General features: G+C 70.3%; 13 protein-coding genes. 11 read left to right on the top strand and 2 right to left on the bottom strand.

The genetic code is table 11. From position 1 onward, the window contains the following. Positions 1 to 35: 35 nt before the first annotated feature. Entirely contained in the window at positions 36 to 992 is a 957-nt protein-coding gene (locus G6N48_RS13225; RefSeq protein WP_269475430.1) for an Acg family FMN-binding oxidoreductase, read from the bottom strand. A 270-nt stretch (positions 993 to 1,262) separates the two neighbouring features. Here G6N48_RS13225 and G6N48_RS13220 point away from each other — a divergent pair, with 270 nt between their 5' ends. The 11 genes from G6N48_RS13220 (at position 1,263) to G6N48_RS13170 (ending at position 11,534) form a co-directional block, all read left to right on the top strand. Continuing rightward, positions 1,263 to 2,216, top strand: a complete 954-nt coding sequence (locus tag G6N48_RS13220) for an Acg family FMN-binding oxidoreductase (RefSeq protein ID WP_085267755.1) — start codon at positions 1,263 to 1,265, stop codon at positions 2,214 to 2,216. Next, on the top strand, positions 2,213 to 2,491 hold the full coding sequence (locus G6N48_RS13215) for a DUF1918 domain-containing protein (RefSeq protein ID WP_085267756.1): 279 nt from the start codon (positions 2,213 to 2,215) through the stop codon (positions 2,489 to 2,491). The genes G6N48_RS13220 and G6N48_RS13215 overlap by 4 nt, the downstream gene beginning before the upstream one ends. A gap of 134 nt (positions 2,492 to 2,625) precedes the next feature. Beyond that, on the top strand, positions 2,626 to 3,063 hold the full coding sequence (locus G6N48_RS13210; protein ID WP_085267757.1) for an Hsp20/alpha crystallin family protein: 438 nt from the start codon (positions 2,626 to 2,628) through the stop codon (positions 3,061 to 3,063). 13 nt (positions 3,064 to 3,076) lie between these two features. Next, a complete protein-coding gene (locus G6N48_RS13205) occupies positions 3,077 to 5,116 on the top strand; it encodes an erythromycin esterase family protein (RefSeq protein WP_085267758.1) in 2,040 nt (679 codons plus the stop codon). 3 nt (positions 5,117 to 5,119) lie between these two features. Next, the gene (locus tag G6N48_RS13200) at positions 5,120 to 6,112 is read left to right on the top strand and encodes a 1-phosphofructokinase family hexose kinase (protein ID WP_085267759.1); all 993 of its coding nucleotides are present in this window, start codon (positions 5,120 to 5,122) and stop codon (positions 6,110 to 6,112) included. A 100-nt stretch (positions 6,113 to 6,212) separates the two neighbouring features. Next, a complete protein-coding gene (locus G6N48_RS13195) occupies positions 6,213 to 6,986 on the top strand; it encodes a universal stress protein (RefSeq protein WP_085267760.1) in 774 nt (257 codons plus the stop codon). A gap of 105 nt (positions 6,987 to 7,091) precedes the next feature. Next, complete coding sequence (dosR, locus tag G6N48_RS13190) at positions 7,092 to 7,763, top strand: hypoxia response regulator transcription factor DosR/DevR (RefSeq protein ID WP_085268040.1); 672 nt, start codon at positions 7,092 to 7,094, stop codon at positions 7,761 to 7,763. A gap of 192 nt (positions 7,764 to 7,955) precedes the next feature. After that, positions 7,956 to 9,605 carry a GAF domain-containing sensor histidine kinase gene (locus G6N48_RS13185; protein ID WP_179969941.1) on the top strand — a complete coding sequence of 550 codons (1,650 nt, stop codon included), beginning with the start codon at positions 7,956 to 7,958 and terminating at the stop codon, positions 9,603 to 9,605. Between the two features lie 89 nt (positions 9,606 to 9,694). Continuing rightward, the gene (locus tag G6N48_RS13180; RefSeq protein ID WP_085267762.1) at positions 9,695 to 10,228 is read left to right on the top strand and encodes a GNAT family N-acetyltransferase; all 534 of its coding nucleotides are present in this window, start codon (positions 9,695 to 9,697) and stop codon (positions 10,226 to 10,228) included. Between the two features lie 14 nt (positions 10,229 to 10,242). Further along, on the top strand, positions 10,243 to 11,121 hold the full coding sequence (locus G6N48_RS13175) for a universal stress protein (RefSeq protein WP_085268041.1): 879 nt from the start codon (positions 10,243 to 10,245) through the stop codon (positions 11,119 to 11,121). Positions 11,122 to 11,165: 44 nt separating this feature from the next. After that, positions 11,166 to 11,534 carry a SpoIIAA family protein gene (locus G6N48_RS13170; protein ID WP_085267763.1) on the top strand — a complete coding sequence of 123 codons (369 nt, stop codon included), beginning with the start codon at positions 11,166 to 11,168 and terminating at the stop codon, positions 11,532 to 11,534. Between the two features lie 18 nt (positions 11,535 to 11,552). Here G6N48_RS13170 and G6N48_RS13165 read toward each other — a convergent pair whose 3' ends face one another. Further along, on the bottom strand, positions 11,553 to 12,365 hold the full coding sequence (locus G6N48_RS13165) for a universal stress protein (RefSeq protein ID WP_085267764.1): 813 nt from the start codon (positions 12,363 to 12,365) through the stop codon (positions 11,553 to 11,555). Between the last annotated feature and the right edge of the window lie 84 nt (positions 12,366 to 12,449).

The raw sequence follows: 12,449 nt of genomic DNA, 5'->3' as shown, positions 1-12,449 counted from the left end.
AAGGTCACGCGCTGCGGGGACCAAAGTTGTTCGCTTCACAGGTGGACTTTCAACACGTCGTCCAGCGGACGCCGCGGCGTCGGAGCCGCAAGATGCTCCGCCGGCGGGGCGATCCCGGCGCGGATCAGCACCTGCGGGCGGCCCCGCTTGTCGAGCAGGCCGCGCACGATGTCGCGGCTCTCCTCGATCTCGATCAGGTGCGTCAGCGTGCAGGTGGCGACCGAAGCGGTGGTGCACTCGAGTAGCACGGCCGACAGCGCCTCGCCGCACCGCAGGACGTCCACCCTGGTGTCGTCCGGAGTGGACAGCACAAGGATTTTCGACCAGTCCGCTGCCACCTCGGGGCGCCGGTCACCGTGGCCGCGCGCCGGGAAGGCGCGCCCGATGTCGACCCGGCGGCTCTCCCGCTCGGACAACAGCGCGCTGGGCGGTACGCCCTCGGCGAGCGCGAACGGCGATGTCCACCAGTCGAGTTCGGCGCGATAGGTCGCGTCGTCGCGGCGCAGCACCTCGGTGAGCCGGGACACCTTGGCCAGCCTGGGCCGTGCCTCGTCGGGCAGCACGTCGAGCATCACCAGGTTCTGGTCACAGGCGCCGCGCAGACCGGGCTCCAGCAGGTGCCAGTAGGTGGGCCGCCCCAGCGGCAGCCGGTCGGTCCGGCGTTGCAGGATGGCCCCCGCGCGGTCCCGGTCATTCCGGGAAACCATTGCGGCGGGGGCGAATTCGATCGTTGCCAGGTTGTCGGGGTCCAGGGGGTCGGGGAAACGCCTGATGCGCGCCTGCCAGCCCGCGGCGAGCATGGCGACCCGGACATGATCGAGCACGACGCCACAGCTGAGGATCGTCTCGCGGCCCGACGGATCGGCGCCGGGCACGGCCCGACGCCGATCGACGAACAGGCGCAGCTTCCCGTCTTCGGTCACCCACCGCCAGGGCTGGCTGTTGTGCACCGACGGCGCCCGGCCCGCCAGCAACACCGCTTGGCGGATCACCTCGATGTCCGGGCCGGCATGGGTGCTGGCGGTGCCGCATTCGCGGGTCATGTCGACGCGTGCGCTGACATCCATGGGGTCCTAGCTGCCGGGCCAAGCTGCTGTGTCGCCTGGTGCCTTCATCGTTTGCCGCACGCCGCACGCCGCACTAGAGACGAAAGTCATCAGGTGGTGCGCGGGCCCGATGACGCCGCGCTGGGGACCAAGGACCCTGGCGCGCGCGGTCAACGTGTCAGAGGGTCGTAGTCATCGGGAGGCAGGTGAGCGTTGATGACGCGGACGACGGTCGACACCAAGGTGATCAGCAGGGCGGTGGAGCTGGCCTGCCGCGCACCCTCGCTGCACAACAGCCAGCCGTGGCGATGGGTTGCCGGCGAAACGGGTGTCGACCTGTACGTCGACCCGGGCCGGATCGTGGCCTCGACCGACTCCTCGGGCCGCCAGGCGGTCATCAGCTGCGGTGCGGTTCTCGACCACTTCCGGGTCGCGCTGAGTGCCGGCGGCTGGGAGAGCAATGTCGATGCGTTTCCCAACCCCAACAACCTCGACCACCTTGCCTCGATCGACTCGACTCCCATGGACTACGTCGCCGAGGCGAGGCGCGACCGTGCCGCGGCGATTCTGCGTCGCCGGACCGACCGGCGACCGTTTGGCCCACCCGAGGTTTGGGGATCGCTCGAGCCGGTGCTGCGGGGCGCGGTCGACCGCGACGTGATCGCTCTCGACGTGCTGGCCGACGACGCGCGCCCGCGGCTGGTTGAGGCATCCGCGCTCAACGAGGCCCTGCGCCGCTACGACGACCCTTACCACCAGGAATTGCGTTGGTGGACCGGGGGTTTCACATGGCCCGAGGGGTCGCACGACGTCGAGGTGAACCGGCGATTCCCGGCCGGCGAACACGCCGAGACGGCTGCGCCGGAGGTCGAGGACCACGCGAAGATCCTCGTGCTGTCGACGTTCGGGGACACCCGCGCCGACGCCTTGGATTGTGGACAGGCGCTCTCGGCGATCCTGTTGGAAGCCACGATCGCGGGCCTGGCGACGTGCCCCGTGACCCATGTGACCGAGCTGGCGGCCAGCCGCGACATCGTCTCCGAGCTCATCACCGACCGAGGGGCGACGCCTCAGGTTGTGGTGCGTGTCGGTATGGCGCCCCCGGGTGCGGGGCAGCCGGAACCGACGCCGCGGCGACCCCTGAGCGACGTCTTCGAGGTGCGGTCATGAAGGCCTGCGTCGGCGACTGGCTCGTCATCAAGAGCGGCGCGGTGGGGCACCGGGAGTCGCGCGGGTTGATCACCGCGATCCGCACCCCCGACGGCGCTCCGCCGTATCGGGTCCGGTGGCTCACTACGGGCGAGGAGACCACCGTGTTCCCGGGCCCCGACGCCATCGTCGTCACGGCCGCCGAGCAGCAGGCCGCCGACGAGCGGGCCCGCTCACGGTTCGCCGCGGTGCAGGACGCGATCCGGCACAAGGGCGCCCAGGGATCGAAAGGGTGACATGAGCTCCGGCGCGGCGCCCGTGCGTGCGAGCCGACGAACGACCCGCAAGCCCGGGACTTCGGTCCCTACCGCCCGGCCGGGCCGGCTGGTCGGATTGAGTCGGCAGTAGTCGACCGACACAGGAGACACCCATGACCACTCTTCCCGCCCGGCGCCGGACGAGGTCGCTCTTTCCCGAGTTCTCGGACCTTTTCGCCGGATTTCCCGCCCTCACCGGACTGCGTCCCGCCTTCGACACCCGCGTCATGCGGCTCGAGGACGAGATGAGGGACGGCCGCTACATCGTGCGCGCCGAGATGCCGGGCGTCGATCCGGCAAAGGATCTCGACATCACCGTGCGCGACGGCCAACTCACCATCAAGGCCGAGCGCAGCGAGAAGAAGGACTTCGACGGGCGATCGGAATTCTCCTACGGCTCGTTCGTGCGGACCGTCTCGCTGCCGCCCGGTGTCGACGAGGAGAACATCGAGGCCGCTTACGACCAAGGCATTCTCACCGTCTCGATGGCGGTCACCGAGCCGAAGGCGACCGAGCGGCACGTGCAGGTGAAGCCCTCGAACGGAAAGTGACCGCGGCACGACCATGACCAGAACAGCTGACGCAATTCGGCACTCGCCGCGGCGCGTTTTCCGCGATCGCGGCGAGGCGGGCCGGGTGCTGGCCACTCTCCTCGGCGCCTACCGCGACCGCGACGACGTGATCGTCCTGGGCCTTGCGCGGGGTGGATTGCCGGTCGCGTGGGAGGTGGCCGCCGCCCTGCACGCACCGCTGGACGCCTTCATCGTCCGCAAACTCGGCGCCCCCGGCCACGAGGAGTTCGCCGTCGGCGCGCTGGCGAGCGGAGGCCGGGTCGTGATCAACGACGACGTCGTGCGCGGCCTGCGGATCACCCCGCAGGAACTGCGGGCCATCGCCGAGCGCGAGGGCCGAGAGCTGGCGCGGCGCGAAGCCTCCTACCGCGACGGGCGTCCGCCGATCGACGTGACCGGCAGAACCGTCATCCTGGTCGATGACGGCGTGGCCACCGGCGCAAGCATGTTCGCGGCCGTGCAGGCGCTGCGCGAAGCCGATCCCGCGCACATCGTGATCGCGGTGCCCGCCGCGCCAGAATCCACCTGCCGGGAATTCGCCGGACTGGTCGACGATGTGGTGTGCGCCAGCATGCCGACCCCGTTCTTCGCGGTGGGCGAGTCGTTCTGGGATTTCCGCCAGGTCACCGACGAAGAGGTGCGCCGGCTGCTCGCCACCCCCACCACCGGGACTCCCGTGAGGACCGCGCCCGCGACGCCGGCCGAGGTGCTCAGGAGCGTGGCCATCGATGCGCCCCAGGGTGTCCCGCCGCGCGAGGCGTTGGCGCAGATCATCGGCGACGCCCGCGTCGTGCTGATCGGTGAAAGCTCACACGGCACCCACGAGTTCTACGAGGCTCGCGCCGAGATCACCAAGTGGCTGATCGAGGAGAAGGGTTTCTGCGCCGTGGCCGCCGAGGCGGACTGGCCCGACGCCTACCGGGTGAATCGCTACGTTCGCGGCATCGGTGAAGCCGAAAGCGCAGACGAAGCGCTGAGCGGATTCGAGCGCTTCCCCGCCTGGATGTGGCGCAACGTGGTGGTCCGCGACTTCGTCGACTGGCTGCGCGCCCGCAACCGCCTGCACGAGTCCAACGGCCGGGTCCAGGCTGGCTTCTACGGCCTGGACCTCTACAGCCTGCATCGGTCGATGGCCGAAGTGATCGCCTACCTCGACGCCGTGGACCCGAAGGCGGCGGCGCGAGCGCGCGAGCGCTATGCCTGCTTCGACCACGCGTCGGCAGACGACGGTCAGGCGTACGGTTTCTCGGCGGCGTTCGGCGCCGGGCCGTCGTGCGAGAAAGAGGCGATCGAGCAGCTGGTCGACATCCAGCGCAATGCGCTGGCGTATGCGCGCACGGATGGGTTGCTCGCCGAGGACGAGCTGTTCTACACCCACCAGAACGCGCAGACGGTCCGCAACGCGGAGGTGTACTACCGGGCGATGTTCAGCGGTCGGGTCACCTCGTGGAATTTGCGGGACAAGCACATGGCGCAGACCCTCGAGGCCCTCCTGAATCACCTGGACCGTCACCTGGACACGCCGTCAGCCCGAATAGTGGTGTGGGCGCACAACTCTCACGTCGGCGATGCGCGGGCAACCGAGGTGTCCTCCGACGGGCAGCTCACGCTGGGGCAGCTCGTGCGGCAGCGGTATGGCGACGACGCCCGTCTGATCGGGATGAGCACCTACTCGGGCACGGTGACCGCCGCCAGCGATTGGGGTGGCGTCGCCGAGCGCAAGGCCGTCCGCCCGGCGCTCAACGGGAGCATCGAGGAACTCCTGCACGAGACCGGCGGCGAGGCCTTCCTGCTGTCGGCGCGCCTGGGTCCGGAGGCCGCCGGGCCGCTGGGTGCCGTCCGGCTGGGACGCGCCATCGGGGTGATCTACCGCCCCGAAACCGAGCGGCAGAGCCATTACTTCCACGTCCGGCCCGCCGACCAGTTCGACGCGATGATCCACATCGACAGGACCCGGGCGCTCGAGCCCCTCGAGCCGACGAGCCTGTGGATCGCCGGCGAGATGCCGGAAACCTACCCGAGCGGCCTGTGACCCGTGCAGACGCCAGCCGAGTCGGGGAGCCGCCGCGCGCAGATCGTGACGCTGACGATGAACCCGGCGCTCGACATCACGACCAGCGTCGACATGGTGCGTCCGACCGACAAATTGCGTTGTGCGACACCGCGATACGACGCGGGCGGCGGAGGCATCAACGTCGCCCGTATCGCGCGGGTGCTGGGCGCGTCGGTGTCGGCGGTGTTCCCCGCCGGCGGCCCGACCGGGGACGTGGTGATGTCGCTGCTCAAGGACGCGGCGGTGCCCTTTCGGCACGTCGCGATCGCCGCGGCCACGCGGGAAAGCTTCACCGTCAACGAAGGCAGCAGCGGCCAGCAGTACCGCTTCGTCCTCCCGGGACCGCGGCTGACGTTCGCCGAGCAGGAAGGCTGCCTGGATGAGTTACGGGCTGCGGCGGAATCGGCCGACTACGTGGTGGCCAGCGGCAGCCTGCCCCCGGGCGTTCCCGCCGACTTCTACCAGCAGGTCGCCGACATCTGCCATCAGCTGGGCGCCCGCCTGATCGTGGACACCTCCGGCGGCGGGCTGCGTCACCTGTCCTCAGGGGTCTTCCTGCTGAAGGCAAGCGTCCGCGAACTCCGCGAGTGCGTCGACCGGCCGCTGGCCACCGAGGCCGAGCAGCTGGCCGCAGCCCACTGGCTGGTCGAAGCCGGTCGCGCACGCGCGGTGCTGGTGTCGGTGGGTTCGCGGGGGGCGCTGCTCGCGACGCGCCGCGAAAGCCGGCGCTTCGCAGCGATCCCGATGCCGGCCGGAAGCGGCGTGGGGGCCGGCGACGCGATGGTCGCCGCGATCGCGACCGGGCTCGGCCGCGGCTGGCCCATCGTGAAGTCCGTCGGGCTGGGCATCGCGGCGGGTGCGGCGATGCTGATGACACCGGGCACCGCCGCGTGCGAGCGCGCGGACGTCGAGAGGTTGTTCGAATCGGTCCCCGAGCCCGAGGAGCTCACCCGTTCAACCGTGCCCGCACCCTGAGGACGAACGGCATCCGAGGTTGGGGCCCAACGACCCCTCCGCCGGGTGCGGGACCGCAATAGCCTGGCGGTCAGGAAACAAAACTGATTCAGGAGCCGACATGACGGAGCTGGACTCGAAGGCGGTGATCGTGGGCGTCAACGGTTCCCGGGCCGCGGCCAACGCCGCCACGTGGGCCATCGACGAGGCGACCGCCCGGCAGCTGCCGCTTCGCCTCCTCTACGTCATCTCCCGCCCCGAGCGGACGGCACGCGGCTCCGAGTGGGAGCTGGAGCGCGCCGAAACCGCGCTCGCTGAAGCGCAGTCCGCCGTCCACAGCGCCGCCCGGAGCCGGGGAAAGCTCGTCGAGGTGGAGACGGCCGTGCTCTCCGGGGATCCCGCACAGGTGCTGATCGCCGAATCGCACTCGGCCGCCATGGTTTGCGTGGGTACGGCCAGGCGGGGATGGGCGTCCGACGGGCTGCTGGGCCCCACCGCCGCCGCGCTGGTCGAGCGCGCGCCGTGTCCCGTCGCGATCATCCGGACCAATCCCGACGGATCGCCGACGGACCTCGGGGTGATCGCGGTAGTGCTCAACGACGAGCCCGACAACGACGAGGTGGTGCACCAGGCCATGGAGGAGGGGCGGCGGCGCCACGCCACGGTGCGGCAGATCGATCGCCGGCTGAACAGCTGGGTCCGGCGCTATCCGGACGTGCACGTCCAGACCGTTGCCGCGGGCAGCGGTGTCTGGGTCGGCGACCAGCGCGGCGGCGCGATCAGGCTGGCCGTGGTGGGCAGCGCCGACGCCGAACAGATCGCGGGCCTGGCGACCCCGAACTGCCACCCGATCGTGGGCTACCCCGACTGCTCGGTGCTGGTCGTGCGGGGCTGAAGCCAGAATTGCCGCAGCGGACACCCAATGACGGGAGCACGGGGGTTTCGAATGGTCGACAGCTCGGCGACGCTTGTATCCTGCGACCAGCAGGAAGGGCTCGCCATGGTTAAGGTTTTCCTGGTCGACGACCACGAGGTGGTTCGGCGCGGCCTCGCCGATCTGCTCGCATCGGACCCCGAACTCGAGATCGTCGGCGAAGCCGGCTCGGTGTCCGAGGCCAAGGCCAGGATTCCGGCGCTGCGGCCCGACGTCGCCGTGCTCGATGTGCGCCTTCCGGACGGCAACGGGATCGAGTTGTGCCGCGACCTGGTGTCCGACCACCCGGACCTGCGCTGCCTGATGCTGACGTCGTTCACCTCCGACGAGGCCATGCTGGAGGCCATCCTGGCCGGCGCCAGCGGCTACGTCGTCAAGGACATCAAGGGGATGGAGCTGGCCCACGCCATCAAGGAGGTGGGCGCCGGTAAGTCCCTGCTGGACAACCGGGCGGCCGCCGCGCTGATGGCCAAGCTCCGCGGCTCGGCCGAGCGCGACGACCCGCTGTCCGGGCTCACCGAACAGGAGCGGACGCTGCTGGGACTGCTCAGCGAGGGCCTCACCAACAGGCAGATCGCCGCCCGGATGTTCCTCGCCGAGAAGACGGTGAAGAACTACGTGTCGCGGTTGCTGGCCAAGCTGGGGATGGAGCGCCGCACCCAGGCGGCGGTGTTCGCATCCAAACTGGATCAGCGGCCCGGGCGGCACACGACGCCGACGGCAGCTCCGCCGGAATAGTCCCGGGGCGCCCGCCTTGTTGGGCACGTGACGTAAAACGACTAAGCTGGCCGCAGGCAAACGGGCGTTGCGCGGCTATCGCCTCTGAGCGTCAGCGGTTGCCTGACATGTCGGGAAGGTTCGGTCGGGGTGACCAGCGACGATAAGAGCTCAGCATTTGCTGGCCTGGGTCGGCGCGGCTTGGTGAGCAATATGCACAAGCAGCTCGATGAGTTGCTGGCCGCTCGCGATCAGATGGAGCAGTTGCTGCGGGTCATCGTCGAGATCGGCGCCGGCCTCGACCTCGACGTCACCCTGCACCGGATCATCGCCGCGGCCAGGGACCTGACGTCGGCCCCCTACGGCGCCCTGGCGATCCGCGACTCCGAGGGCAACCTGGTCTCCTTCACCCACGAGGGCATGGACGACGACACGGTCCGGCGCATCGGCCATCTGCCGGTCGGCAAGGGCATCTTGAGCCTGTCGCTGCTGGACACGCCCGCTCTGCGGATGGACGACCTGACCACGCACCCGGACGCCGTCGGGTTCCCCGAGCATCACCCCCCGATGCGGGCCTTCCTGGCGGTGCCGATCACCATCCGGGGAGCCGTCCTGGGGAACCTCTATCTCACCCACGTCGACCCGGCGCGGACGTTCTCGGAGTCCGACGAGGTCGCGGCCCGCGCGCTCGCGTTCGCGGCCGCCGTCGCGATCGACAACGCGCAGTTGTTCGAACGCGAACGCATGTCGGTGAAATGGCTGGAGGCCAGCCGCGAGATCACCACCGCGCTGCTGTCCAGCGCGGCGCCGCACCGGCACCCGCTGCAGCTGATCGCCGAGAGGGCGCGAATCCTGACCGACGCGGAACAGGCGATCGTGCTGGTTCCCGACGACGCCGACATGAGCGACGAGGACGTCGAAGCCCTGGTGGTGTCCGCCGCGGTGGGACCCCACGCGTCCGAGGTGGTCGGCCGGCAGGTTCCGGTGGACAGCTCGACCAGCGGTGGTGTGTTCCGCTCGGGCGAACCGCTGATCACCGAGGCGTTGCGGTACCCGATCCCGGCGTTCACCGACATCGGGCAGCGACCCGCCATCGTGATGCCGCTGCGCGCCCACGATCGGGTGGTCGGCGTGATCGTCATCGCCCGCGGCGCCGACCAGCCTCCGTTCAACGAGAGCTACCTCGACCTGGTGAACGACTTCGCCACCCACGCCGCCATGGCGCTCGTCCTGGCGTCGGCACGCGAGGACGCGCGGCAGCTGACCATCCTGGGCGAGCGCGAGCGCATCGCGCACGACCTGCACGACCACGTGATCCAGCGGCTGTTCGCCGCCGGCATGGATCTGCAGGGGACACTGGCCCGGGCGCGATCGCCGGAGGTGGCAGAACGGCTCAACCGCACGCTCGACGACCTGCAGACCATCATCGAGGAGATCCGGTCGACGATCTTCCAGCTCAAGTCGCCGGCGGGCAAGGACGCCGACTTCAGGCAGCGCATTGCGCGGGTGATCGCCGACCTGACCGAGAATCGTGACGTCGGGACCACCGTCCGCATGCACGGGCCGATGACCGCCGTCGGTGGTGAGCTGGCCGACCACGCCGAGGCCGTCACCGCGGAGGCCGTCAGCAACGTCCTGCGCCACTCCGGTGCGACGCGGCTGACCGTCGAGATCAGCGTCGCCGACATGTGCACCCTGGACATCATCGACAACGGCTGCGGCATACCCGAGGGAAACTCGCGCAACAGTGGCCTGGCCAACATGAAACACCGCGCCGCACAGCTCGGCGGTACCTGCGACATCACGAACCTCCCCGAGGGCGGCACCCGGGTGCACTGGGTGGCCCCGCTGACCGACGACTGACGGCGCCGGTCCGAACGGGACCAATGGCGCCCCGGTGAGGTCCAACGGCCCCTGCCCGGAGGCGCCCGAACGGGATAACGTCGTCGGTCATGAGCGATCGGGCGGGGCGGTTCGCGTCGACGGCGCGGCTGCTGGACGGACGGGTCGTGACGGTGCGCCGCCTTGGCATCGACGACGGCGAGGCCGTTTTCGCTCTCCACGAGCATCTTTCGGATCACGACCGCTACTTCCGGTTCTTCACGCTGCAGCCGGTCCCGCTACACGAGCTCGCGGGCAAGCTGACCGGGCCGGCCGAGGGTCTGTGCGCCCTCGGCGCATTCGACGCCGGGCGGCTGATCGGTGTGGCGCACTACGTCGCCGCGGGCGAAGAGCCGCGGAGCGCCGAGGTTGCGGTGGTGGTCGCCCACGAGGACCACTCCCTCGGTGTGGGCACCGCGTTGCTCGACCGCCTGGCCGATGTCGCGCGGGCCCACGGCATCGAGCGCTTCGTCGCCGACGTACTGGGCGAGAACCACCTGATGCTGACGGTGTTCCTGGACCTGGGCTGGGTCTGTGCGCCGGTCGAGGACGGATCGGTCCGCCGCCTGGAGCTCGCGCTCGGCGCGCCGGCCTGGGCGAGATGAGTGAGGAGCTCGAGATGTCTGAGCCGGCAACGGATTACGGGGTTATGGTCTGTGTCGACGGGTCGGCCGCGTCCGATGCCGCCGTCGCCTGGGGCGCGCAGGAGGCCGTCATGCGGGGCCTGCCCGTCACCTTGATGCACGCCGTCGCGCCCGTGGTCGTCGGCTGGCCCGTGGGCCAGCTGTACGCACAGATGCCCGAATGGCAGCGCGACGAGGCGCGCCAGGTCATGGACCGGGCGCGAAAAGCGCTGAGCGCAGGCCTCGGTGACGCCGAGCCGCCCGACGTCCGCACCGAGGTGGTCTACTCCGGCATCGTGCCGGCGTTCGTCGAAGCCTCCCGGCACGCGCGGATGATCGTCGCCGGCAGCCAGGGGCTCGGCGCGGTGGGCCGGGCGTTGCTCGGGTCGGTCACCACGGGTCTGGTCCACTACGCCCGCTGCCCGGTCGCGGTCATCCACTCCGACGAGGACCAGACCGGCGACCCCGCCGCGCCCGTGCTGGTGGGCATCGACGGCTCGCCCGCGTCGGAGGCGGCCACCGCGCTGGCTTTTGACGAGGCCTCCCGCCGCGGGGTCGGACTGGTCGCCGTGCACGTGTGGAGCGACGTCGGCGTGTTCCCGATCCTGGGCATGGACTGGCGCGACCGCGAGGCGGAGGGGCACGAGATCCTCGCCGAACGCCTCGCCGGCTGGCAGGAGCACTACCCCGACGTGCGGGTCGAGCGGAAACTGTTCTGCGACAGGCCGTCTCACTGGCTTTTGCAGGAGGCCGAGCGCAGCCGGCTGGTGGTGGTCGGCAGCCGTGGCCGGGGCGGGTTCCCGGGGATGCTGCTCGGCTCGGTCAGTTCCACCGTGGCGCAGTCGGCCAAAGTCCCGGTGATCGTGGTTCGTTGACCCACTTCGTTGACCACGTTGCGGCCTGAAGGAGAGGACATCCGATGATCGAATTCCTGGCGGACATGCCCGAGAAGGTGACGGGGATCCGTGTGTCGGGCCGGCTGCGGGGTGACGAGTTGCGCGAGCTGAAGCCGCAGCTCGACCGGATGTTGAACACCGGGGAGGTCAGGATCGTGGAGGTCATCAGCCCCGACTACGAGGGCTTCGGCCCGGGTGGCTTCGTGGAGGACCTCAAACTCGGCCTGGGCACCGTGCTGCCGCACCACTCGGCGTTCAAACGGATCGCGATCGTCTCCGACAAGGAGTGGATCGCCCGCACGCTGCACGCGCTGGCATGGATGATTCCCGGCGAGTTCGCACTGTTCGGGCACGACGAACTCGACCGTGCCAAGCAGTGGGCCGCCGGCTGATGCGCAGGCGTCGCCCCGTCAGTCGCGCACCACGAGGACCGAGCATCCGGCGTGGCCGGACGGGTGGGGGTTGATCGGCCCGACCATGCGGGCGACCTTGTCGGCGTCCTCGGCGCTGACGACGGCGAGCTGGACCGATTCCTGGGTGTGCGTCAGGAAGTCGGGCGCGCCGTGTCGCGCGGCGGCGGGCTGGACATGCAGGTCGGGATACCGCGACACCCACGGGCCGAGCCGATGGTCCAGCTGGCGGAAGGGAATCTCGCCGAAGCCCCAGCGCCACACGCCCATCGCCAGGATGGGCGCGCAGCGCAGCCGCGCCTCGCGGAAGCCGTGTTCGAGCACGGCGTCGTTTCCGGGCGAATCGTCCACGGCCACGGCGACGTACCCGGGCTCCGTTCCCGCGCTTTCACCCCCGCCGCGGATCACCGCCACCGGGCAGTGGGCTTTGCGGGCCACCGCCTCCGCGGTCGAGCCGAGGACCCGGCGCGCCACCCAGCCGGATCCGACGGAGCCCACGCAGATCATCGCCGCGTGCCGCGATTCCGCGATCAACGCGCTTTCTGGCGATCCGTGCGCGATGTCGCATTCGACCTTGACCGGCTCGCCCATGGCCGCAAGGGCCGCGTCGGCGGCGCGCAGCGACGTCTGGGCGTATTCCACGTCCAGGCTCTCTTCGCCCGCGGCCCCGCTGCGTTCGGGGACGGCGTGAATCAACCGGAGCGGGACGCCGCGGCTCACGGCTTCGCCGACCGCCCATCTGGCCGCGTTGATCGCCGCGTCCGAGCCGTCGATACCCACCACGATCCGCGCTGCCGGTTGCGGATTGCTCATCGCGTCCTCCCGATCCCAGGGGTGACCGGTGAACTCCGGAACCGGTCTTTGCTGAACACTATGGGGCGCAACCCCCGTCGGGGC

It is taken from the genome of Mycobacterium parmense, assembly GCF_010730575.1.
Classification (GTDB): Bacteria; Actinomycetota; Actinomycetes; order Mycobacteriales; family Mycobacteriaceae; genus Mycobacterium; species Mycobacterium parmense.
Note: the sequence above shows the minus strand (reverse complement) of the source record. Positions and strands in the feature narration are given on the sequence as shown.

Coding starts and splice junctions, on each gene's coding strand:
- G6N48_RS13215 (WP_085267756.1), top strand. CDS start 2,213: ATGAAGGCCTGCGTCGGCGACTGGCTCGTCATCAAGAGCGGCGCGGTG.
- G6N48_RS13220 (WP_085267755.1), top strand. CDS start 1,263: ATGACGCGGACGACGGTCGACACCAAGGTGATCAGCAGGGCGGTGGAG.
- G6N48_RS13205 (WP_085267758.1), top strand. CDS start 3,077: ATGACCAGAACAGCTGACGCAATTCGGCACTCGCCGCGGCGCGTTTTC.
- G6N48_RS13210 (WP_085267757.1), top strand. CDS start 2,626: ATGACCACTCTTCCCGCCCGGCGCCGGACGAGGTCGCTCTTTCCCGAG.
- G6N48_RS13165 (WP_085267764.1), bottom strand. CDS start 12,365: ATGAGCAATCCGCAACCGGCAGCGCGGATCGTGGTGGGTATCGACGGC.
- G6N48_RS13185 (WP_179969941.1), top strand. CDS start 7,956: ATGCACAAGCAGCTCGATGAGTTGCTGGCCGCTCGCGATCAGATGGAG.
- dosR (WP_085268040.1), top strand. CDS start 7,092: ATGGTTAAGGTTTTCCTGGTCGACGACCACGAGGTGGTTCGGCGCGGC.
- G6N48_RS13175 (WP_085268041.1), top strand. CDS start 10,243: ATGTCTGAGCCGGCAACGGATTACGGGGTTATGGTCTGTGTCGACGGG.
- G6N48_RS13180 (WP_085267762.1), top strand. CDS start 9,695: ATGAGCGATCGGGCGGGGCGGTTCGCGTCGACGGCGCGGCTGCTGGAC.
- G6N48_RS13195 (WP_085267760.1), top strand. CDS start 6,213: ATGACGGAGCTGGACTCGAAGGCGGTGATCGTGGGCGTCAACGGTTCC.
- G6N48_RS13170 (WP_085267763.1), top strand. CDS start 11,166: ATGATCGAATTCCTGGCGGACATGCCCGAGAAGGTGACGGGGATCCGT.